General features: G+C 68.4%; 15 protein-coding genes. 10 read left to right on the forward strand and 5 right to left on the reverse strand.

The genetic code is table 11. The annotated features are described in order from the left end of the window. Positions 1-21: 21 nt before the first annotated feature. The 4 genes from AOM45_RS12465 to AOM45_RS12480 all read right to left on the reverse strand — a co-directional run bounded on the left by AOM45_RS12465 (position 22) and on the right by AOM45_RS12480 (position 8,245). A complete protein-coding gene (locus tag AOM45_RS12465) occupies positions 22-4,254 on the reverse strand; it encodes a GH92 family glycosyl hydrolase (protein ID WP_030472482.1) in 4,233 nt (1,410 codons plus the stop codon). 471 nt (positions 4,255-4,725) lie between these two features. Beyond that, complete coding sequence (locus tag AOM45_RS12470) at positions 4,726-6,600, reverse strand: acyl-CoA dehydrogenase family protein (protein ID WP_030472481.1); 1,875 nt, start codon at positions 6,598-6,600, stop codon at positions 4,726-4,728. A 137-nt stretch (positions 6,601-6,737) separates the two neighbouring features. Next, positions 6,738-7,424: a DUF305 domain-containing protein gene (locus AOM45_RS12475; protein WP_030472480.1), complete on the reverse strand. Its 687-nt coding sequence runs from the start codon at positions 7,422-7,424 to the stop codon at positions 6,738-6,740. Next, on the reverse strand, positions 7,424-8,245 hold the full coding sequence (locus AOM45_RS12480) for a thioredoxin-like domain-containing protein (RefSeq protein WP_030472479.1): 822 nt from the start codon (positions 8,243-8,245) through the stop codon (positions 7,424-7,426). The genes AOM45_RS12475 and AOM45_RS12480 overlap by 1 nt, the downstream gene beginning before the upstream one ends. Before the next feature lie 477 nt (positions 8,246-8,722). Between AOM45_RS12480 and argS the strand changes: the two genes are divergently transcribed. The 6 genes from argS to rho all read left to right on the forward strand — a co-directional run bounded on the left by argS (position 8,723) and on the right by rho (position 17,247). Next, positions 8,723-10,351: an arginine--tRNA ligase gene (gene argS, locus AOM45_RS12485; RefSeq protein WP_030472478.1), complete on the forward strand. Its 1,629-nt coding sequence runs from the start codon at positions 8,723-8,725 to the stop codon at positions 10,349-10,351. Next, on the forward strand, positions 10,351-11,769 hold the full coding sequence (gene lysA / locus AOM45_RS12490) for a diaminopimelate decarboxylase (RefSeq protein ID WP_030472477.1): 1,419 nt from the start codon (positions 10,351-10,353) through the stop codon (positions 11,767-11,769). The genes argS and lysA overlap by 1 nt, the downstream gene beginning before the upstream one ends. After that, complete coding sequence (locus AOM45_RS12495) at positions 11,766-13,067, forward strand: homoserine dehydrogenase (protein ID WP_030472476.1); 1,302 nt, start codon at positions 11,766-11,768, stop codon at positions 13,065-13,067. Before lysA ends, AOM45_RS12495 begins: the two co-directional genes overlap by 4 nt. Beyond that, positions 13,064-14,119, forward strand: coding sequence for a threonine synthase (thrC, locus tag AOM45_RS12500; RefSeq protein ID WP_030472475.1), 1,056 nt, complete (start codon positions 13,064-13,066; stop codon positions 14,117-14,119). Before AOM45_RS12495 ends, thrC begins: the two co-directional genes overlap by 4 nt. Beyond that, a complete protein-coding gene (thrB, locus tag AOM45_RS12505; protein WP_030472474.1) occupies positions 14,116-14,961 on the forward strand; it encodes a homoserine kinase in 846 nt (281 codons plus the stop codon). The genes thrC and thrB overlap by 4 nt, the downstream gene beginning before the upstream one ends. A gap of 321 nt (positions 14,962-15,282) precedes the next feature. Beyond that, positions 15,283-17,247, forward strand: coding sequence for a transcription termination factor Rho (rho, locus tag AOM45_RS12510; protein WP_030472473.1), 1,965 nt, complete (start codon positions 15,283-15,285; stop codon positions 17,245-17,247). A gap of 184 nt (positions 17,248-17,431) precedes the next feature. On the opposite strand, the gene AOM45_RS12515 is transcribed toward rho, so the two are convergent. Then, the gene (locus AOM45_RS12515; protein ID WP_063757166.1) at positions 17,432-17,818 is read right to left on the reverse strand and encodes a hypothetical protein; all 387 of its coding nucleotides are present in this window, start codon (positions 17,816-17,818) and stop codon (positions 17,432-17,434) included. 256 nt (positions 17,819-18,074) lie between these two features. Between AOM45_RS12515 and rpmE the strand changes: the two genes are divergently transcribed. From rpmE to lpdA, 4 genes are all read left to right on the forward strand, one after another. Continuing rightward, a complete protein-coding gene (gene rpmE / locus AOM45_RS12520) occupies positions 18,075-18,287 on the forward strand; it encodes a 50S ribosomal protein L31 (protein WP_030472471.1) in 213 nt (70 codons plus the stop codon). A gap of 88 nt (positions 18,288-18,375) precedes the next feature. After that, positions 18,376-19,440: a peptide chain release factor 1 gene (gene prfA / locus AOM45_RS12525; RefSeq protein WP_030472470.1), complete on the forward strand. Its 1,065-nt coding sequence runs from the start codon at positions 18,376-18,378 to the stop codon at positions 19,438-19,440. 22 nt (positions 19,441-19,462) lie between these two features. Beyond that, positions 19,463-20,671 (forward strand): acyl-CoA thioesterase/bile acid-CoA:amino acid N-acyltransferase family protein, encoded by a 1,209-nt coding sequence (locus AOM45_RS12530; protein WP_051784545.1) that lies wholly within the window; start codon positions 19,463-19,465, stop codon positions 20,669-20,671. An 11-nt stretch (positions 20,672-20,682) separates the two neighbouring features. Next, a complete protein-coding gene (gene lpdA / locus AOM45_RS12535) occupies positions 20,683-22,068 on the forward strand; it encodes a dihydrolipoyl dehydrogenase (protein ID WP_030472468.1) in 1,386 nt (461 codons plus the stop codon). Positions 22,069-22,077 lie beyond the last annotated feature (9 nt).

Here is a 22,077-nt window from a genome sequence, read left to right on the forward strand (position 1 = left end):
TCGAACGAACTCAGTTGGTCGTTACAGACCAGTGCACTGTCCTGCCTTCGGTCCCTTGACGTCGTTGGCGAACCCGTTGTTCGACGGCTCCGGGTCGTTGCCCGTGCAGGACAACGGGCCGCCGACCGTGGAGAAGGCCACGACCGTCCTGGTCCTGTTCGACGTCAGTGACACCGGGCCGCCGACCGACGTGTTCTCGACGGCCACTTCGGTCGCGGAGCCGTTGACCGACACCGGGCCGCCCACGCGCGTGCCCACGAGCACCACGGAGGCCCCTTCCGACGCCGACAGCGGGCCCTTGATCTTGCCGCCGAAGACGTACAGCGTGGCGCCCTTCTCGACGGTCACCGGGCCGTTGATCGTGGCACCGTCCACATAGGTCACGCCCTTGACCTGCAGCGGACCGCTGACGGTGCCGGTCACCGTGGTGGTGGCCGCGGGCAGCGGCTTCGACATCAGCTCGAACTCGGCGAGCGTCACGTCTGCCGAGAACTCCAGGCGGTAGAAGTTGTAGCGGCCCGGCGAGGCGATCTTGAACGACCGGGTGTACTGCTGCCACTGGAAGTTCTCACCGGAACGCTTGTCGACCGTCGCCCACGTCTTGCCGTCGTAGGAGGCCTTCAGCTCCCAGGACGACGGGGACGTGCCGGTCTTGGCGTTGGTCAACGTGTAGAACTCCGCCTTCTCCTTCACGTCCGCGGCCTTGAAGTCGAACGAATGAACCACCGCGGAGGTGCCGGAGTTGTTGTCCACCAGCGCGCCCAACGACACACCGGACGACACGTCGCGCAACGGCGTCGGCACCGCGTCACCCTTGGTGATCGAGTCCGGCACGTCGTTCACGCCCGTGCCCCACTTCGACGGCGCCGGGCCCATGTCGAAGTCGATCGTGGCACCGGCCGCGAGCACATCGTGCGGCAGCGACGTCTTGTTCCACGCCTTGCCGTTGACCTTCACGCCCTGCACGTAGATGTTCTTCGCGCTGTTCTTCGGCGCGTTGATCACCAGCTTCTTGCCGTTCTCGAGCGACACCGTCGCCTTGGTGAACAGCGGCGAGCCGATCGCGTAGGCCGGCTTGCCCATCTGCAACGGGTAGAAGCCGAGCGACGAGAACAGGAACCACGCGGACATCTCGCCGTTGTCCTCGTCACCGGCGTAGCCCTGGCCCTGCTCGGAGCCCACGTACAGCCGCGACAGGATCTCGCGCACCTTCTCCTGCGTGCCCGACGGCTTGCCCGCGTAGTTGTACATGTAGGCGATGTGGTGCGACGGCTGGTTGGAGTGGCCGTACTGGCCCATCCGCACGTCCCGCGCCTCGATCATCTCGTGGATCACGCCGCCGTAGCCGCCGGGGAACTTCGCGGTCTCCGGCAAGGTGAAGAACGAGTCGAGCTTCTGCGCCAGCTTGTCCCGCCCGCCGTACAGGTTCGCGAGGCCCTGCCCGTCGTGCGGCACCGTGAACGCCATGTTCCAGCCGTTCGTCTCGGTGTAGTCGTAGCGCCAGTCCTGCGGGTTGTACTTCGCCGGGTCCTCGACGCGCCACGAGCCGTCGACGTTGCGGCCCTGGAAGAAACCGATCCGCTGGTCGAACGTCAGCACGTAGTTCTGGGCGCGGTTGAGGAAGTACTCATGTTCTTCCAAGTACCGCTTCTCGCCCGTCTTCTCGTGCAGCGCCTTCGCCATCGACGCGATGCCGAAGTCGTTGAGGTAGCCCTCGATCGCCCACGACCACGCCTCGCCCAGCTGGTCGTGGCCGGTCCAGCCGAGGAAGACCGAGCGGTCCATGCCCTTGCGGCCGACCCCGCTGCTCGGCGGCACCACGGACGCGTTCTTCACCGCCGCGTCGTAAGCGGCCTTGATGTCGAAGTTGCTGACACCCTTCAGGTACGCGTCGGCGAACGCCACGTCGGAGCTCGTGCCGGTCATCAGGTCCGCGTAACCGGGGGAGGACCAGCGCGAGATCCAGCCGCCGTCCTTGTACTGCTGGACGAAGCCCTCGGCCATCTCGCCCGCCTTGGACGGGGTGAACAGGCTGTACGCGGGCCAGGTGGTGCGGTACGTGTCCCAGAAGCCGTTGTTGACGTAGATCTTGCCGTCGACGATCTTCGCGCCGGTCTTCGTCGGCGTGCTCGGCCCGGACGCCGGCGACACCGGGGACGCGTACTGGAACTTGTCGCCGACCTTCTCGGAGCCCGAGTTCGGGTACAGGTAGAGCCGGTACATGTTGGAGTACAGCGTGATCAGCTGCTCCTCCGACGCGCCCTCGACCGAGATGATCCCGAGCTGCTTGTCCCACGCCGCCTGCGCGCGGTCGCGCACCGAGTCGAACGTGTCGGAGCCGCTGATCTCCTGGTCGAGGTTGGCGCGAGCCTGGTCGACCGAGATCAACGACGTGGCGATCCGCAGCTGCACGGTCTTGTCCGCGAACGCGAAGTACCCGCCGACGTTGTCGCGGCCCGCGCCCGTCAGCTTGCCGCTCGCCGTCACCGCCTTGTCGACCTTGCCGTAGACGAACAGCCGCGACGCGCCCGCCGACTCGCCGACGCCCACGTCCGAGAAGCCCGTGACGGTCCCGGTCGCCGCGTCCAGCGTCAGGCCGCCCGAGTTGTTGACGTTGTCGAAGACGAGGTTCTTCTGCGCCTCGTCGTTGAACGTGAACCGGAACACCGCCGCGTGGTCCGCGGGAGCGATCTCGGTCTTGATGCCGTTCTCGAAGGTCACGCCGTAGTAGTGCGCCTTCGCGATCTCGTTGTCGTGCTTGAACGCCAACCCGCGCAGAGCTCGGTCCTGCGTCGGTGCCTTGTCGGACGGCATCACCTGGAACGTCTGCCGGTCGCGCATCCACGGGCTGGGCTCGTGCGACGCGGTGAACGCCTGCAGCACCGGCAGGTTCTGCGCGTTGTTGCGCTGCTGGTACTCGTACAGCCAGGACATCGAGCCGGCGTTGGTCATCGGCGTCCAGAAGTTGAAGCCGTGCGGCACCGCGGTCGCCGGGAAGTTGTTGCCGCGCGAGAACGAGCCGTTCGAGTTCGTGCCGCGCGTGGTCAGCACGTAGTCCGACGGCTTCGCGTACTGCTTCTTGACGACGTCGCCGATCCGGATGTCGTCGACCCAGGCACCGAACTCCGTCGGGCCCTTGGGACCGTCGTAGGCGACCAGGATCCGCTTGATCGTCTTGCCGGCCGCGACCGCGCCAATCGTGGACGCCACCTTGTTCCACTGGTTGGCGTACAGGAACTTGCCCGCGCCCTGGCCCTGCGGCGACAGCACCGCGCCGTGCTGGTCGACCGCCTTGAGGTCGCTCAGGTACGTGCCGTCGGAGAACGCGAGGTCCACCGAGGAGTACGTGCTCGGGTAGTTCAGGTTGTCGGTCACGAAGTCGGGGAAGATCATGTACGACAGCTCGGTCTGCTGCCCGACCTTGATGTCGACGTCGAAGACCTTGTTGTAGCTGTACGCGCGGCCTTCGGCGGTGTGGCGTCCCTGGAAGCGGAACGACTTCACGCCCGTCCAGCCGACACGGGACTTCGAGGTGTAGCCGCCGGTCGGGCCGTTGCCGACGACGCTGCGCATGTTCGGCGCCGGGGGCGTGGACGTGCCGTCGGAGAACTGCACCTCGGCGAGCTGCACGATGTTCGTGGACCCGTTGTTCGCCGTGATGTCGAGCTTGTACTGCGAGAACGTCACCGGTGCCGGGAGCTCGTAGACCTTGGTCTGGAGCCGCTCGGCGAACGTCTCGCCGGTGCGGGTGTCGAGCACCGTCCAGTCCGTGCCGTCGTTGGAGCCCTGCAGGGTCCAGTTCTTCGGGTCGCGGCCCGGCTCGTCGTTGGCCGACGAGAGCGCGTACCTCACGACCTTCTGGGGCTCGCCGAAGCGGAACGACGCCCAGCCGGTGGTGGCGAAGACGAGCCACTTGGTGTTGACGCTCCCGTCGACGAGGTTCTCCTTCACCTCGCCCGCGTCCGCGTACTCACCGTTGGCCTTGACCTCCAGCACCTTGCCGGAGACGTTGCCGGGGATCTCCGTGCCCTCGGACCCGATCACGTTCGCCGACCTGGGGTTGCCCGCCGCGTCGGTCTCGACGGTGTTCGCCCACGATGGTTGCGGTTGACCGTCCTCAAAGGACGAAGAAAAGCCCACGCCCTGCTCCTCTGGTGCGGCGGCCGCGTGGCCGGTGGTGACGCCGCACACCAGTGTCGCAGTGATCGCAACGCTCAACAGAGTTCTGGTTCGTCTCTTCCCCAGTTGCCTCATTGCAACCCTTCCGCCGCCTGCCCCATGTGCGAGGGAGCGTTTCGGCACGTGACATCGTTGTCAAGGGACCGGACGGAGATTGTCTTCAAACCTGTCCTTTAAACAGTTGCGCCCGTGAAGGTGATCGGCACTGTTGATGTCCACAGTGGACAGTCGAAGGGTGCGGCCGTGGGGTTCGCCGTGGTGGCGTTCAGGGCATCACGAAGGGCCGGGGAGCGACTCGCAAACGGACCTTCGGAGTCACTCTCTGAGAGTAGTCGAACGACCCTCACCTGGTAGTTCACTCAATCGTCGTAACTGTTAACGGCGTTTTGTGGCTTAGCGTTACCGGAACCTCCACCTGGAGGGTGTTGTGTCCTTCCGTTGCAAGGGGAGTCGGTAGGGGGATGCGGGGGACGTAGCCCCCTACCGGCCGTGCACTGGGCAGGTGCCGCGCCCGCACCATCAGCCTGCCCAGTGCAGTAACGGGCCTCAACGGGGCGTCGGCCGGTGCACGTTCGTCGCCGTCGACTCGCGGTGCGTCGAGTCCGCGATCCACCGGCCGGGGATGGACGCGTCGACCACGCCCTCCTCCAGCCACGTGAAGTTGCCGTCCATGACCTGCCTGGCGAGCGCCACGTCGCTGTCGTCGGTGTTCGTCCAGAGCTTCTCGAACAGCTCGTCGACCCTGATCCGCGCCTGCTTGGCGAACGCGTCCGCGAGCAACTGGGCGTTCGGGTTCTCGTCCTGCGCGGCCCGCACGCACGCGGCGCTGATGGCGAACAGCTCGGCGCCGATGTCCACGATCCGGCTGAGGAACCGCTGCTTGCGCTCCATCTTCCCCTGCCACCGCGACATCGCGTAGAACGTCTGCCGCGCCAGCTTGCGCGCCGACCGTTCGACGAACCGCAGGTGCTTGGCGAGCGGCCCGAACTCCGTGTAGCCGGCCGGACTCTGCCCCTTGCCGACGATCAACGTCGGGAACCACTTGGCGTAGAACCCGCCCGCCTTGGCGGCCGCCTTCATCTTGGCCTGGCGGTCCGCGTCGGGGTCGATGATGTCGCCGGCCACGCTGAGGTGGGCGTCGACGGCCTCGCGCGCGATCAGCAGGTGCATGATCTCCGTGGAGCCCTCGAAGATCCGGTTGATCCGGAGGTCCCGCAGAATTTGCTCGGCCGCGATGCCACGTTCCCCGCGCGCCGCCTGCGACTCCGCCGTCTCGTAGCCGCGCCCGCCGCGGACCTGCACGAGCTCGTCGGCCACCAGCCAGGCCTTCTCGGACGCGTAGAGCTTCGCGAGCGCGGCCTCGATGCGGATGTCGTGCTTGCCGGCGTCCGCGAGCTCGGAACTGAGGTCCAGCACGGCCTCCAGCGCATACGCCGTCGCCGCGATGTACGCGATCTTGCCCGCGATGGCCTCGTGCTTGCCGACGGGCAGGCCCCACTGGATGCGTTCGGTGGACCACTCGCGGGCGATCTTCAGGCACCACTTCGCACTGCCCGCGCAGAGGGCGGGGAGGCTGAGGCGTCCGGTGTTGAGGGTGGCCAGCGCGATCTTGAGGCCCGCACCCTCCTTGCCGATGACGTTCTTCTTCGGAACCCGGACCTCGTGGAACCTGGTCACGCCGTTCTCGAGGCCCCGCAAGCCCATGAACGCGTTGCGGTTCTCGACGGTGATGCCTTCCGCGTCCGCTTCGACGACGAACGCGGTGATGCCTTTCTCGGGGACCTGGGCCATCACGACCAGCAGATCGGCCACGACACCGTTGGTGGTCCACAGCTTCACGCCGTTGAGCACGTAGTCGTCGCCGTCCGGGGCGGCGGTGGTGCCGAGCCTGGCGGGGTCCGAGCCGACGTCCGGTTCGGTGAGCAGGAACGCCGTGATCTCGCCCTTGGCGCACCTCGGCAGGAACTCCTGCTTCTGCTCGGGGCTGCCGAACATCGCGATCGGCTGGGGGACACCGATGGACTGGTGCGCGCTCAGCATCGCGCCGATCGCCGGGCTGGCGCTGCCGACCAGCATCAGGGCCCTGTTGTAGTAGACCTGGGTGAGCCCGACACCGCCGTACTCCGGCTTGATCTTCATGCCGAACGCGCCGAGGTCCTTCAGGCCCTTCAGCACCTCGTCGGGGATCTGGGCGTCCCGCTCGATGACGGTGTTGTCGATGTGGGACTCGGTGAACTTCTGAAGCTTCTCGAGGAACGCTTCGCCGCGTTGGCGGTCTTCTGCCGTGCCGCTCGGGTGCGGGTGGATGAGGTCGATCCGGAAGTGACCGAGGAAGAGCTCTTTGCCGAAGCTCGGTCGCTGCCAGCGGGTTTCCCGTGCTTGTTCGGCGACCTGCCTGGCCGCGCGCTCGTCGACGGTCATGGTTACCTCCGAGTAGGGGTGTGACCCACGTTACTCAGCGGTAGGCGGATGTCCACTGGTCTGGAGGGTGAAAGCATGAACGGCGCATTCGTCCACCTCAGGTGGATGAATGCGCCGTTCGTCGAGGAAGTACCGGGCTACGGCAGCGGGGCGGCTCCGCGCTTCGCCAGGTAGTCCTTCATCAGCTCGGTCTCGGCTGACTGCGACTTCAGCATGTTGTCCGCCAGCGTCCGGACGAACGGCTGGCTCGCTCGCTGGGCCGCGTACTCGGCCATCGGCGCGCCGCCCACGTGGTGGCGGAGCATCAGCTGGAGGAAGTACACGTCGAAGTCACGGCCGGCCGGCATCGTGCGCAGCTTGGTCAGTTCGTCGGTCACCGCCATGCCTGGCATCAGCGGCTTGCCCGCTTCCGGTGTGGTGGCGCCGTGGCCGTGGACGCCCGAGTCGTTCATCCACGCCATGTAGACGCCGGAGACGTTCTGCTCGTGCTCGTTCCACATCATCAGCCAGCCCTTCATGCGCCCGACCTGTTCGAGCTGGGTGGAGGCGATGTCGAACGCCAGCTGCCGGACCTCCGGGTCGCTGGAGCGGTCGCGGGCGATGTTGGCCATCTGGATGCCCTGCAGGTGGTGCTGGGACATGTCCTGGCAGAAGCCGACGTCCACGGAGCCCGAGGCCGGGACCGCCGAGGACGACGAGCCCGGCAGCTTCACGAGCAGGCCCACTGCCGCGCCCAGGAGCAGCACGGCCAGCACGGCGGCGCCGATGACCAGGGTCCGAGCGACCCCTGAGGGGCGCTCGGACGTGGTTTCCTCTGACGTCATCAGCTCGACGGGGGCGTCGAGACGGAGCTCGACGGCGGCGTGCTCATGTTCGGCTGGCCCTCGGTCTTCGACTCGTCGACGCCGCCGTCCATCGGCACCGCGTCGGCGCCCGGCTTCTCGGCCACGAACGGCGCCGGGTTCGACAGGAACTGCGAGTTCTCGCAGGACGCGCCGACCTCGGGGTAGGTGTTCGGGTTGCGCAGCAGCGACGAGATGAACTGGTCGACGCGCTCGTCGTCGGCCTTCTCCAGCTTCAGCTGGTGGCCCCACGACTGCAGCGAGATCGGCTTGTCGAGGCCGGGGAACGGCGACAGCATCATGTACGGCACGCCCTCGACCTTGGTCTTGAGCTTGGCCAGCTGGTCGTCCTTGACCTGGTCCGGGTTGTACGCGATCCAGACGGCGCCGTGCTCCAGGCCGTGGACCATGTTCTCCGTGCGGACGGCCTTGTCGTAGACGACGCCGGTGCAGTCGGCCCACTGACCGTCGTGCGGACCGCCGAAGGCCGGGGTCTGGTCGTACGCGACGCGCTGGGTCGGCTGGACGTGGCGGGAGCCCTTGTACTCCTTGGTCACGATGCCCGCGAGCTGCTGCGACGGGTCCTTGTTCGTGTCCGAGGGCTTCCACTTGGCCAGGGCGGCCTCTTTGACGTTGTTCGCGTGGATCTGCGAGTACGCATATCCGAACACGCCGCCCGCGAGGCCCAGCACGGCGATCACCGCGATGATCGTGCCCCACGGCTTGGGCTTGCTCGCCACCACCGAGGAACGGGCTGCGGCCACGCTGTTGCGTGTGGCCTTCGTCTTCTTGCCGCTGGTCATGTCCGCCTCAGATGTCGTCCTGGTCAACCGGCGCCAGTGTAGGGACTTCGTGTCTGGTCACTGTCAGCGCGTGGCGATACCACGTGGGCATTAACACTTGCCGTCTCACCGTTACCTGGGACGTGAGCGAACGGGTGTTCGCTCGGTCTCGGTAGCCGTCACCTCGCGGTGTGGCGTTGACCTGGCCAGATGTCCGGGTCTTCCCGTGGCGGTACCCGCTGCCCGCGCGAGGCGGGGCTGACATGGGTTTCCATCGGGCTCGTTTCGCGTCGCCCCGCAACTCGGGGAGGACGTACCGCCCGCAACCTCGGCCGCGAGCCGGGCGAGGTTGCGAGCGCATACTGGTATGCCTGGATCACCGCGGTCATAGCGTCCCGACGGTAACGGGCACCACCGACAATCCCGGCGCCGTCTCACCCTCCGAGACCCGGTAACCCGGTCGAGACCTGCGACAACACTTCTCTAAACTCTCGGGGCGTGACCCCCGAAGCGCTCGCCGATCTCGTCCGGACCGCGGTTGCCCAGTTGCTGACCGACCGAGGCCTGGACGTCACCGCCGCCCCCCGGCAGGTGACGGTGGAGCGACCGAGAAACCCCGAGCACGGGGACTACGCCACGAACGTCGCGCTCCAGCTCGCCAAGAAGGTCGGCGTCGCGCCGCGCGACCTCGCGACGTGGCTCGTCGATGCCCTGAAGGACCAGCCCGCGATCGCCGAGGCCGACGTGGCCGGGCCGGGCTTCATCAACCTCACGCTCGCCACCGAGGCCCAGGGCGCGATCGTCGAGGACGCGCTGAAGGACGGCTACGGCACGGGCACCGAGCTCGCCGGCCAGAAGATCAACCTGGAGTTCGTCTCCGCGAACCCGACGGGCCCCATCCACCTCGGTGGCGCGCGCTGGGCGGCCGTCGGCGACGCGATCGGCCGCGTGCTGCAGGCCCGCGGCGCCGAGATCACGCGGGAGTACTACATCAACGACGCGGGCGCGCAGATCGACCGGTTCGTCCGGTCGCTGATCGCGGCCGCGAAGGGCGAGCCCGTGCCGGAGGACGGCTACGCGGGCACGTACGTCGGCGAGATCGCGGCCGAGGTGCTGCGCCGCGAACCGGGCGCGCTCGGCGATCCCGAGACCGTGCGCCGCGTCGGGCTCGAGCTGATGATCGACGAGATCAAGCGCAGCCTGGACGACTTCGGCACCCACTTCGACGTCTTCTTCTCCGAGCTCACGCTGCACCGCAGCGGCGCCGTCGCCGACACCGTCGCGAAGCTCAAGGCCAACGGCTCTCTGTACGAGAAGGACGACGCCTGGTGGCTGCGGTCCACCGACTTCGGTGACGACAAGGACCGCGTGGTCATCAAGAGCGACGGGAACCCGGCCTACATCGCCGGTGACATCGCCTACCTCGCGGACAAGCGCAGCCGCGGTTTCGACCGCTTCATCTACATGCTCGGCGCCGACCACCACGGCTACACCGCGCGCCTCAGGGCGGCCGCGGCCGTGCTGGGTGGCGACCCGGACAGCGTCGAGGTGCTGATCGGCCAGCTCGTGAACCTCGTCAGCGGCGGCCAGCCCGTCCGGATGAGCAAGCGCGCGGGCACCGTCATCACGATGGAGGACCTGGTCGACGCGGTCGGTGTGGACGCGGCGCGGTACGCGATGATCCGGTCGAGCGTCGACTCCGGTCTCGACATCGACCTCGACCTGCTGCGCAAGCACAGCAACGAGAACCCGGTCTACTACGTGCAGTACGCCCACGCGCGCACGTCGTCGATCCTGCGCAACGCCGCCGACCTCGGCATCACCCCTGGTGGGGACTTCGCGCTGCTCACCCACGAGCGCGAGGGCGACCTCATCCGCACCATCGGCGAGTTCCCGCGTGTGGTGGCCACCGCCGCCGAGCTCCGGGAACCGCACCGCGTGGCTCGCTACCTCGAAGAGCTCGCGGGCACGTACCACCGCTTCCAGCAGGACTGCCGCGTTCTTCCGCGCGGCGACGAGGAGACGACTCCGTTGCACCAGGTCAGGCTTCAGCTCGTCAGCGCCACCAGGCGTGTCTTCGCCGCAGGTCTCGGTCTGCTCGGCGTGACCGCCCCGGAGCGCATGTGATGCGCGCGCACCCGGCCGGACCCCGGCACGCCGACGTCGTGGTCCCCGGCAACACCGCCGGCGACCGCCCCAGCACCGCCGACCAGCTCGACCACCTGCCGCCGCACGTGTGGCCCCGCAACGCCAAGCGCACCGACAGCGGTGTCGTGGAGCTGGCGGGCGTCGACGTGCGCGAGCTCGCCGAGCAGTACGGCACCCCGTTGTTCGTCATGGACGAGCAGGACTTCCGCGCGCGTTGCCGTGAGCACGCCGAGGCGTTCGGCGACCCGACGCTCGTGCACTACGCCTCCAAGGCGTTCCTGAGCGTTCAGGTCGCGAAGTGGGTGGCCGAAGAAGGCCTCTCGATCGACGTGTGCAGCGGCGGCGAGCTCGCCATCGCGCTGCGGGCGGACTTCCCCGCCGAGCGCATCGCGTTGCACGGCAACAACAAGAGCGTTCCCGAACTGGTCGCCGCCGTCGAGGCGGGCGTCGGCGGGATCGTGCTCGACTCGTACCACGAGATCGCGCGCCTCGACCAGATCGCGCGCGAACGCGGTGTGGTGCAGCCGGTGCTGATCCGCGTGACGGTCGGCGTCGAGGCGCACACGCACGAGTTCATCGCGACCGCGCACGAGGACCAGAAGTTCGGCTTCTCGCTGTCCTCCGGCGACGCGGCCGAGGCCGTGCGGCGCGTGCTCAAGGCGAGCGGGCTCAAGCTCGTCGGCCTGCACAGCCACATCGGCTCGCAGATCTTCGACGCGTCCGGCTTCGAGGTCGCCGCCCGTCGCGTGATCGGCCTGCTCGCGGACATCCGCGAAGAGCACGGCGACATCGAGTCGCTGACCGTCGTCGACCTCGGCGGTGGCCTCGGCATCGCGTACACGCCGGACGACGACCCGCCCCCGCCCGCCGAGCTGGCGCGGCAGCTGCACAACATCGTGCAGAAGGAGTGCGAGCACAACGGCCTGGAGATGCCTCGCATCGCGGTCGAGCCCGGCCGCGCGATCGTCGGCCCCGGCACGGTCACCGTGTACGAGGTCGGCACCATCAAGGACGTCGAGCTCGACGGTGGCGCGCGGCGCCGGTACGTCAGCGTCGACGGCGGGATGAGCGACAACATCCGCACCGCGCTGTACGACGCGGTCTACGACTGCAAACTGGTCTCACGCGCCGCGGAGCCGGAGTCGCGCGCGGTGCTGTGCCGCGTCGTCGGCAAGCACTGCGAGTCCGGTGACATCGTGGTGCGCGACTGCTGGCTGCCGGACGACCTCGCGCCGGGGGACCTGGTGGCGATCGCTGCGACGGGGGCCTACTGCTACTCGATGGCGAGCGGGTACAACCGACTTCCACGGCCCGCGCTCGCCGCGGTGACCGGTGGAGAGGCGCGGCTGCTGCTGCGTCGTGAGACCGAGGACGATCTGTTCCGTCTGGAGGTATGAAAGCCGTGAAACCGATTCGGGTCGCCTTGCTGGGTTGCGGCACGGTGGGCACGGAGGTGGTTCGGCTGCTGACGGACCAGGCCGAGGACCTCACCCAGCGCATCGGCGCGCCGGTTGAGCTCGCGGGCATCGCCGTGCGCAGGCCGAACAAACACCGCGAAGTACCTGAGCACCTGCTCACCACGGACGCCGCCGGGCTCGTCTCGTCGGACGACGTGGACGTGGTCGTCGAGGTCATCGGCGGCATCGACCCGACGCGCGGGCTGCTGCTGGACGCGTTGAAGGCGGGCAAGTCCGTCGTCACCGCGAACAAGGCGCTGCTCGCCGAGCACGGTTCCGACCTGTTCGAGGCGGCCGACGCGTCCGGCGCGGACCTCTACTTCGAGGCCGCCGTCGCCGGCGCGATCCCGTTGCTGCGCCCGTTGCGGGAATCCCTTGCGGGAGACCGGATCACGCGCGTCATGGGCATCGTCAACGGCACCACGAACTTCATCCTGTCCGCGATGGACGCCACGGGTGCGGGCTACGCGGAGACGCTCGAGGAGGCCTCGCGCCTCGGGTACGCCGAGGCCGACCCGACCGCGGACGTCGACGGGTTCGACGCCTCGTCGAAGGCCGCGATCCTCGCGTCGCTCGCGTTCCACACCCGTGTGACGGCTGCCGACGTGTACCGCGAGGGCATCCGTTCGGTGTCCGCGGCGGACATCGCGGCGGCCAAGGGCCTCGGCCGCACGGTGAAGCTGCTCGCGATCTGCGAACGCGTGGTCTCGCCGTCCGGCCAGGAGTCAGTCGCCGTTCGAGTGCACCCGGCCATGATCCCCAGGGCGCACCCGCTGGCTTCGGTCAACGGCGCGTTCAACGCGGTGTTCGTCGAGGCCGACGCGGCGGGGGAGATGATGTTCTACGGGCAGGGTGCCGGTGGCGCCCCGACGGCGAGCGCGGTGCTCGGCGACCTGGTCGCCGTGGCGCGCAACAAGGTCGCGAGCGGGCGTGGTCCGCGCGAGTCGGCCTACGCCGCGCTTCCCGTGCAGCCCATGGGGAACACGCCCACGCGCTACCACATCAGCCTCGACGTCGCGGACAAGGCCGGTGTCCTCTCGCAGGTCGCCGCCGTGTTCGCCGAGCACGACGTGAGCATCGCCGCGGTGCGCCAGGAAGGCCGCGTCGAGGACGCCAGCCTGGTGATCGTCACGCACGCGGCGACCGACGCCGCGCTGCGGTCCACTGTGGACAAGATCGGCGGCCTCCCGGTGGTGCGGGAGGTCGTGAGCGTGATGAGGGTGGAGGGCGAGGAATGAGCGGCGCTGCGAGAGCTGGCTGGCCTGGTCTCATCAACGCTTACCGGGACCGGATCGAGATCCCCGAGGGCGCGGAGGTCGTGACGCTGCACGAGGGCGGCACGCCGCTCGTGCACGCGAAGAGGCTTTCCGAGGTCACCGGTTCGGACGTGTGGGTCAAGGTCGAGGGCGCGAACCCGACGGGTTCGTTCAAGGACCGCGGCATGACCGTGGCGATGACGTACGCGCTCGCGTCCGGTCTGAAGGCGGTCATCTGCGCCTCCACGGGCAACACGTCGGCCTCAGCCGCGGCCTACGCGGCCAAGGCCGGCCTGACGGCGGCCGTGCTGGTGCCCAGCGGCAAGATCGCCATGGGCAAGCTCGCCCAGGCCGTCATGCACGGTGCGAAGATCCTGCAGATCGACGGCAACTTCGACGACTGCCTGGAGCTCGCGTCCAAGACGGCGGCCGAGTACCCCGTGACGCTGGTGAACTCGGTCAACCCCGTGCGGCTCATCGGTCAGCAGACCGCCGCGTGGGAGGTTGCCGACGTGCTCGGGCAGGCGCCGGACGTGCACTGCCTGCCGGTCGGCAACGCGGGCAACATCACCGCGTACTGGAAGGGCTACACGTCGTACGACAAGGGCCTGCCGCGGATGTTCGGCTTCCAGGCCGCGGGCGCGGCGCCGCTGGTCAGCGGCCAGCCGGTGGCGAACCCGGAGACCATCGCGACCGCGATCCGCATCGGCTCACCGGCGTCTTGGACGGGTGCGATCAACGCCCGCGACGAGTCGGGTGGGCTGATCGACGCCGTCACCGACGACCAGATCCTGGCCGCGTACCGGCTGCTGGCGTCGTCGGAGGGCATCTTCGTCGAACCCGCGTCGGCCGCGTCCATCGCCGGTCTGCTGATGACCTCCGAGGACGGCCGGCTGCCCAAGGGCTCGACGGTCGTGTGCACGGTCACCGGTCACGGTCTGAAGGACCCGGACACCGCGTTGCTCGGCGTCACCGAGGTCGAGCCGGTCCCGGTCGACCCCGGTGCGGTCGCGCACGCTCTGGAGCTCGCGTGAGGTTCCTCGTCTCCGTCCCCGCGTCGACCGCGAACCTCGGTTCGGGGTTCGACGCGCTGGGCATGGCCCTCGGTCTGCACGACGAGATCGAGGTCGCCGCTGCCGACGGCCTGTCGATCACGGTGGAAGGCGCCGGATCAGGTGACGTCCCGCTCGACGAGTCGCATCTCGTCGTGCGGGCCGTCCGCGCCGCCGGCTACTCGGGTGGGCTCGCTCTGAAGTGCCGCAACGTCATTCCGCACGCACGCGGACTGGGCTCGTCGGCCGCCGCGATCGTGGCGGGTGTCGCAGCGGGATTCACCCTGACGGGTCGCGAGTTGGACACGGACGCGTTGCAAATCGCTGCCGAGTTCGAGGGGCACGCGGACAACGCCGCTGCCTCTTTGTACGGCGGCGTTGTCGTTGCGTGGTCAGAGGGAGAGCGCTACCGCGCCGTGCGTATGGAGCCCGACGCACGGGTGCGACCGGTCGTGCTGATCCCGTCCCAGGAGTCGTCCACCAAGACGACGCGCGGCCTGCTTCCGGCCGAAGTGCCGCACGCGGACGCCGCGCACGCCGCGGGACGGGCCGCCCTGGCGGTGCACGCGCTGACGTCGGATCCGACGGTTCTCCTTGCCGCTACTGAGGATCGCCTCCACCAGAACTACCGCGAGCCCGCGTGGCCCGACACCATCCGTGTGATCAACGATCTTCGCAAGCTCGGTGTTCCCGCCTGCGTGTCCGGAGCGGGACCCACCGTGATCGCGTTCGGCGACCTGCCGTCCGAGGTCGACGTCCACGGCTTCGACGTGCGGAGACTCGACGTCGACACCGCCGGCGTGCGCGTTCGTCCATTGGACTGACACGCCCGACCCCGGTTGTTGCATGCGGGGGGACCGGCGTCTACCCTCGGGGGCGATCAGTCACCGCGCGCACGGGCGCCGGTGTCGCGCCCGGACACTCGTTCCGGGTCGCAATCCTTTTGTGTTCCGGCTCTGTGCCGTGCGGGCGGGGCGGACGCAAAAGAGGCACCCGATCGCCGTGTGACCTGAGAAAAGTCCCGTGCTTGCCGGAAGCGGTGTGTGCTTCCGTCTGCATCGGACTGACCGTCGTTCCCCAGTTGAAGCGGGAAGACGGGTCCGCTGGGCCGCGTAGGAGGCGGGGCCTGGTCAGGAAGGACATGTGTGAGCAACACCGATTTGCTGAGCAGCGAAGTCGCAGCTGCTTCTGGTTCTGGAGCCGAGGAGACCGCTCTGTCCACCCCTTCGAACGGCACGACGCCGCGCCGCCGCGCGGGTCTGTCCGGCATGGTGCTCGCGGAGCTGCGTGAGCTCGCCGGCCAAATGGGCATCACCGGAACCGCAGGTCTGCGCAAGGGCGACCTGATCGCGGCCATCAAGGAGAAGCAGGGCGCAGGCGCCCCGGCGAAAGCCGAGAAGCCCGCGAAGGCTGCGGCCAAGGCCGAGGCTCCCGCCGAGAAGCCGGCCGCTGCCAGGGTGGCCGAAAAGGTGGTCGAGAAGATCGTCGAGAAGGCCGCCGAAAAGCCTGTTCAGCAGCAGCTCGAGGTGACGGAGAAGCCTGCCGCCGCCGAGTCCGGGTCCTCTGCGGAGGACGGTGGGCGCCGGGGCAACCGCCGCCGCCGTTCCGGCCGTGGCGGTGGCAACGCCGAGGCGGGTGACGGCCAGCAGCAGGAGCAGCGCGCCGAGCGTTCCGACCGCGGCGAGCGGCAGGACCGCGGCGACCGCGCCGAGCGCCAGGACCGCGGAGAGCGTTCCGAGCGCCAGGACCGCGGCGACCGCAACGAGCGTGGCGACCGTGGTGAGCGGGGCGGCCGTGACCGCAACCGCGACCGTGGTGACCGCGGCGACCGCAACGACCGCCAGGGTGGCGGCCCGCAGGGCGACGACGACGGCGATGGCCGTCGTGGCCGCTTCCGCGACCGTCGCCGCCGCGGTGGTCGTGGCGAGGGCGGCGAGCGTGGCGACCGCGAGACCGAGGTGCGCGAGGACGACGTCCTGCTCCCGGTCGCGGGCATCCTGGACGTGCTGGAGAACTACGCGTTCGTCCGCACGTCGGGCTACCTGGCGGGCTCCAACGACGTCTACGTGTCGCTGTCGCTGGTCCGCAAGTACGGCCTGCGCCGCGGCGACGCCATCACCGGCGCCGTCCGCCAGCCGCGCGAGGGTGAGCAGCAGCGTCAGAAGTTCAACCCGCTGGTCCGCGTCGACAAGATCAACGGCCTGGACCCGGAAGAGGCGCGCAACCGCCCGGACTTCACCAAGCTGACGCCGCTCTACCCGAACGAGCGCCTGCGCCTGGAGACCGAGCCGCACATCCTCACCACCCGCGTCATCGACCTGGTGATGCCGATCGGCAAGGGCCAGCGCGCCCTGATCGTGTCGCCGCCGAAGGCCGGCAAGACCTCGGTTCTGCAGTCGATCGCCAACGCGATCACGAAGAACAACCCCGAGTGCCACCTGATGGTCGTGCTCGTGGACGAGCGTCCCGAAGAGGTCACCGACATGCAGCGTTCGGTGAAGGGCGAGGTCATCGCCTCGACCTTCGACCGCCCGCCGTCGGACCACACGACCATCTCCGAGCTCGCGATCGAGCGGGCGAAGCGCCTGGTCGAGATGGGCCACGACGTGGTCGTGCTGCTGGACTCGATCACGCGTCTGGGCCGTGCGTACAACCTGGCCGCTCCGGCGTCCGGTCGCATCCTGTCCGGTGGTGTCGACTCCACCGCGCTGTACCCGCCGAAGCGGTTCCTCGGCGCTGCTCGGAACATCGAGGGTGGCGGGTCGTTGACCGTCATCGCCACCGCGCTGGTGGAGACCGGTTCCGCCGGTGACTCGGTGATCTTCGAGGAGTTCAAGGGCACGGGTAACGCCGAGCTGAAGCTCGACCGGAAGATCGCGGACAAGCGGACGTTCCCGGCTGTGGACGTGGACTCTTCCGGTACTCGTAAGGAAGAGCTGCTGCTGTCGCCGGATGAGATGGCGGTCACGCACAAGCTGCGTCGGGTGCTGCATGCGCTGGACGGGCAGCAGGCGATCGACCTGCTGCTGGACCGGCTGCGGAAGTCTCGTACCAACATCGAGTTCTTGATGCAGGTCGCGAAGACGACGCCGGGCGCCGAGCAGGACTGATCGCCCGCGTGAGTTTCACGTGAAAAGACCCCCGGTGCAGGTCACCGGGGGTCTTTCCACATCTCGTCACCCGAATGCCGAGCCTGTTCGAGTGCACGCGGGGAGCTTTCGTTCGCTGTGAGCACACGCGGGGTCCCCGCGTGCCGTCCGGGGAAGCGGGAGAGGGCTGGGTGGGGAGCGGGGGTCAGCGGCAGTCTGAGGCCGATCTGCCCTCTTCGCTCTGCATCAGGCACTGGAACACCAGACCCAGCAGCACCGGCAGTCCCACCACCGCCGTGGCCAGGGCCGGGACCTCCACAGCTCCCACCAGCACGCCGAACACCAGGACGGCGGCCAGGTACGGCCAGCGCAGCCAGGTTCGCTGCCACGGGCGCCTCCACCGGACGCCGCCTGAGACGGCCGCGGCCACTGCTACGCCCGCGCCTGAGACCACCGGTGACAGAGGCACGGTGGTCCAGGAAGCCGTGATCAAGCCTGCTGACCCCATCAGGCCGAACACGGCGGCGGAGAACAGGAACGGCACGGCCAGCCAGAGGCGCTGGTGCATTGGCCGTTCGGCGGCGCAGAACACGGTGCACAGTCTGATGGACCGCCACCAACAACATGGAGCCGTATGTGGCCGAACGGGCTCACCTTGCGCCGAACGGCGTATCAGGGAGGTTGAGCGGTTGTGACATCAGCCACCCTCAAGGCCGTGCGGGAGCTCTGGGAACAACCGCGTTTTTGCACGTGTTGAAGGGTCTGGCAAACTAAACGGTCGAGTCCGGCTCCGGTTCACCCGCTCACAAACAGGGACCCGGCGGCCATCCTCTGAAAGGGACAAGATCTTGAAGACTGGAATCCACCCGGAGTACGTGACCACCGAGGTCACCTGCGGTTGCGGCAACACCTTCACCACCCGGAGCACCAAGACCTCCGGCTCCGTGCACGTCGAGGTCTGCTCGAACTGCCACCCGTTCTACACGGGCAAGCAGAAGATCCTGGACACCGGTGGCCGCGTCGCGCGCTTCGAGGCGCGTTACGGCAAGCGCAACAAGTAGCTGCGTTCACGGCGCCTGACCTCGGCAAGTCTGCCGAGGTCAGGCGCCGTTGCCGTCTGCACGACCTTCAACCAGGGAGTCAACGAACGTGTCGCAGTCGCTGGACAGCCTGCTCGCCGAGTACGACGAGCTCGAGAAGAAGCTCGCCGACCCCAGCGTGCACGCTGACCAGGCAGGCGCACGGAAGCTGGGCAAGCGGTACGCCCAGCTCGGGCCGATCGTGAAGACGGCCCGGGAGATCGAGCAGACCCGCAGCGACCTCGAGGCCGCCAAGGAGCTGGCCGGCGAGGACTCGGCGTTCGCCGACGAGGCGAAGCAGCTGGAGGAGCAGCTCCCCAAGTTGGAGGAGAAGCTCACCGAGCTCCTGCTGCCGCGTGACCCGCACGACGGGGACGACGTGCTGCTGGAGATCAAGTCCGGCGAGGGCGGCGAGGAGTCCGCGCTGTTCGCCGGGGACCTGCTGCGCATGTACACGCGGTACGCCGAGCGTCAGGGCTGGAAGGTCGAGATGCTCGACGGGACCGACTCCGACCTCGGTGGGTTCAAGGACGTCACGGTCGCCATCAAGGCCAAGAGCGCGACGCCCGACGGGGTGTGGAGCCGGTTGAAGTGGGAGGGCGGCGTGCACCGGGTGCAGCGCGTGCCCGTCACGGAGTCGCAGGGGCGCATCCACACGTCTGCCGCCGGCGTGCTCGTCTTCCCCGAGGCCGAGGAGGTCGGGGAGGTCGAGATCGACGAGAAGGACCTGCGCATCGACGTCTACCGGTCGTCGGGCAAGGGTGGTCAGTCGGTCAACACCACCGACTCCGCGGTGCGCATCACGCACCTGCCGACCGGCATCGTCGTGTCGTGCCAGAACGAGCGCAGCCAGCTGCAGAACAAGGCCCGCGCCATGCAGGTGTTGCAGAGCCGTCTCGCCGCGCTGGCCGAGGAGCAGAAGGCGCAGGAGCAGTCGGATGCCCGGCGCACCCAGATCCGCACCGTCGACCGCAGTGAGCGGGTCCGAACCTACAACTTCCCCGAATCGCGAATTTCCGATCACCGGGTTGGGTACAAAGCACATAACCTGGACCAGGTGCTCGACGGTGACCTGGACGCGGTGGTGGACGCGCTGGCCGCCGCCGACCGGGCAGAACGGCTCGCAGGCGGGTAATCCGACGTGAGAGGGGCGCGTTGTGGCCGAGATCCTGGTGAATCCGCAGTCCGCGCCTCTCGACCAACCGGTCGACGTTGTCGTCGTCGGCCTCGAACCCGGTCAGGCGATCTCGGTCCAGCTCTCCACGGGCGACCGGGCCTCCCACGCCTTCTTCACCGCTGACGATCGCGGTGTCGTCGACCTGACCAGGCACGCTCCCGTCGAGGGCAGCTACCACGGCGTTGACCCGATGGGGTTGTTCTGGTCGCTGGAACGCACGGGCGGGAAGTCGGCGCCCATGTGCCTGTCGGTGGAGGGCGTCGGTGACCGCGTCCTCGAACGGCTGAGCGTGCCCGAGGGCGTCGAGCGGCTGGAGGTCAGGGAGAACGGTCTGGTCGGCACGCTGTTCGCCCCTGAGGACGACGGAGGCGAGCTGCCGGGCGTGATCGTGCTCGGTGGGTCGGAAGGCGGCATCCACGAGACCGACGCGGCTCTGCTGGCGGCGTACGGGTTCGTCACGTTCGCGCTCGGCTACTTCGGCGTGAAGGGGCTGCCCGAGCACCTCGTGGACGTCCCGCTCGAGTACATCGGCACCGCGATCGAGTACCTGTCCGAACGGTGCGGCGAGATCGGCGTGGTCGGCGGCTCGCGCGGTGGTGAGCTGGCGCTGCTCGCCGGAGCGACGTTCCCGCAGGTCAGGGCTGTGGTCAGCGTGGTGGGCAGCGGCGTGGTGACGCAGGGCATCGGGCCCGGCGCGAACCTGCTGCAGAAGCTCTCGTACGAGGCGGCGTCCTGGACGTGGAAGGGCGAGCCGCTGCCGTACCTGCCCTACTACGTGAGCGACGAGCTGCGGGCGAAGATCGTGAACGACGAACCGGTGCCGTTGCGGCTCGCGTTCGACACGAGCGACGGCATCCCCGAGAACACCGAGATCCGCGTCGAGAACACCGTCGGGGGTGTGTTGCTCATCTCGTCCGGACACGACGACGGGTGGCCCTGCGTCGAGCTGAGCGAGGTCGCGATGCGGCGGTTGAAGGACCACGACCACCCGTTCCCGTACGAGCACGTCGTGTATCCCGAGGCAGGACACCTGATAGCGGGCCCGCCGCACCGTCCGGCGACCGACGTGACCTATCCGGGGCCCGGTGTCACCTTCTCGGGTGGTGGTGTTCCGCAGACCACAGCGCACGCGCGTGCGGACGCTTGGAAACGGACGGTTGAGTTCTTGCAGGAGCAGCTCGGGACCTAGGGTGTGTGCTTATGAGCGCACACTTTGATGTCGTCGTCGTGGGTGCGGGTCCCGGCGGGTACGTCGCCGCGATCCGGGCGGCTCAGCTCGGGCTGAAGACCGCCATCGTGGAGGAGAAGTACTGGGGCGGTGTCTGCCTGAACGTGGGCTGCATCCCGTCGAAGGCTCTCCTGCGCAACGCCGAGCTCGCGCACATCTTCACGCACGAGCAGAAGACGTTCGGCATCAAGGTCGACGGCACCGTCAGCTTCGACTACAGCGCCGCGTGGCAGCGCAGCCGCAAGGTCGCGGACGGCCGCGTCAAGGGCGTGCACTTCCTGATGAAGAAGAACGGCATCACCGAGTACAACGGGTGGGCCAACTTCACCGACGACCACACGCTGACCGTCGGGGACGAGACGATCACCTTCGGCCACGCGATCCTCGCCGTGGGCGCCACGACCCGGATGCTGCCGAACACGCAGAAGTCCGACCGCGTCGTGACCTACGAAGAGCAGATCATGACCGAGGACCTGCCCGAGTCGATCATCATCGCCGGCGCGGGCGCGATCGGCGTCGAGTTCGCCTACGTGATGCACAACTACGGCGTGAAGGTCACCATCGTCGAGTTCCTCGACCGGATGGTGCCGCTCGAGGACGCCGAGGTGTCCGCCGAGCTCCTCAAGCGCTACAAGAAGATGGGCGTCGACGTGCGCGTCGGCACCCGCGTCGAGTCGATCGACGAGTCGGGCCCCAAGGTCCGCGTCACGGTGTCGAAGAACGGCGCCCAGGAGGTCCTGGAGGCCGACAAGGTCATGCAGGCCATCGGTTTCGTGCCGCGCGTCGAGGGCTACGGCCTCGAGAACACCGGCGTGAAGCTGACCGACCGTGGCGCGATCGACATCGACGGCCGCGGCCGCACCTCCGTGCCGCACATCTTCGCCATCGGTGACGTCACCGCGAAGCTGATGCTCGCGCACACCGCCGAGTCCATGGGCATCATCGCCGCGGAGACCATCGCGGGCGCCGAGACCATGGAGCTCGACTACGTCATGATCCCGCGGGCCACGTTCTGCCAGCCGCAGATCGCCTCCTTCGGCTACACCGAGGAGCAGGCCCGCGAGAAGGGCTTCGACGTCCAGGTCGCGAAGTTCCCGTTCACCGCGAACGGCAAGGCGCACGGCCTCGCCGACGCCGGTGGCTTCGTGAAGCTGATCAGCGACGGCAAGCACGGCGAGCTGCTCGGCGGCCACATCATCGGCCCCGAGGCGACCGAGCTGCTGCCCGAGCTCACGCTGGCCCAGCAGTGGGACCTCACGGTGCACGAGGTCGCGCGCAACGTGCACGCGCACCCGACGCTGTCCGAGGCCGTCAAGGAAGCGGTGCACGGCCTGGCCGGGCACATGATCAACTTCTGAGATAGCTTC

The sequence above is a fragment of the Lentzea aerocolonigenes genome (assembly GCF_000974445.1).
Taxonomy (GTDB): Bacteria; Actinomycetota; Actinomycetes; order Mycobacteriales; family Pseudonocardiaceae; genus Lentzea; species Lentzea aerocolonigenes.

Excerpts from the sequence above, each read along its gene's own strand:
- AOM45_RS12475 (WP_030472480.1), bottom strand. The coding sequence starts at position 7,424 with ATGACGTCAGAGGAAACCACGTCCGAGCGCCCCTCAGGGGTCGCTCGG.
- lysA (WP_030472477.1), top strand. The coding sequence starts at position 10,351 with ATGCGCGCGCACCCGGCCGGACCCCGGCACGCCGACGTCGTGGTCCCC.
- AOM45_RS12465 (WP_030472482.1), bottom strand. The coding sequence starts at position 4,254 with ATGAGGCAACTGGGGAAGAGACGAACCAGAACTCTGTTGAGCGTTGCG.
- AOM45_RS12495 (WP_030472476.1), top strand. The coding sequence starts at position 11,766 with ATGAAAGCCGTGAAACCGATTCGGGTCGCCTTGCTGGGTTGCGGCACG.
- AOM45_RS12470 (WP_030472481.1), bottom strand. The coding sequence starts at position 6,600 with ATGACCGTCGACGAGCGCGCGGCCAGGCAGGTCGCCGAACAAGCACGG.
- AOM45_RS12480 (WP_030472479.1), bottom strand. The coding sequence starts at position 8,245 with ATGACCAGCGGCAAGAAGACGAAGGCCACACGCAACAGCGTGGCCGCA.
- lpdA (WP_030472468.1), top strand. The coding sequence starts at position 20,683 with ATGAGCGCACACTTTGATGTCGTCGTCGTGGGTGCGGGTCCCGGCGGG.
- thrC (WP_030472475.1), top strand. The coding sequence starts at position 13,064 with ATGAGCGGCGCTGCGAGAGCTGGCTGGCCTGGTCTCATCAACGCTTAC.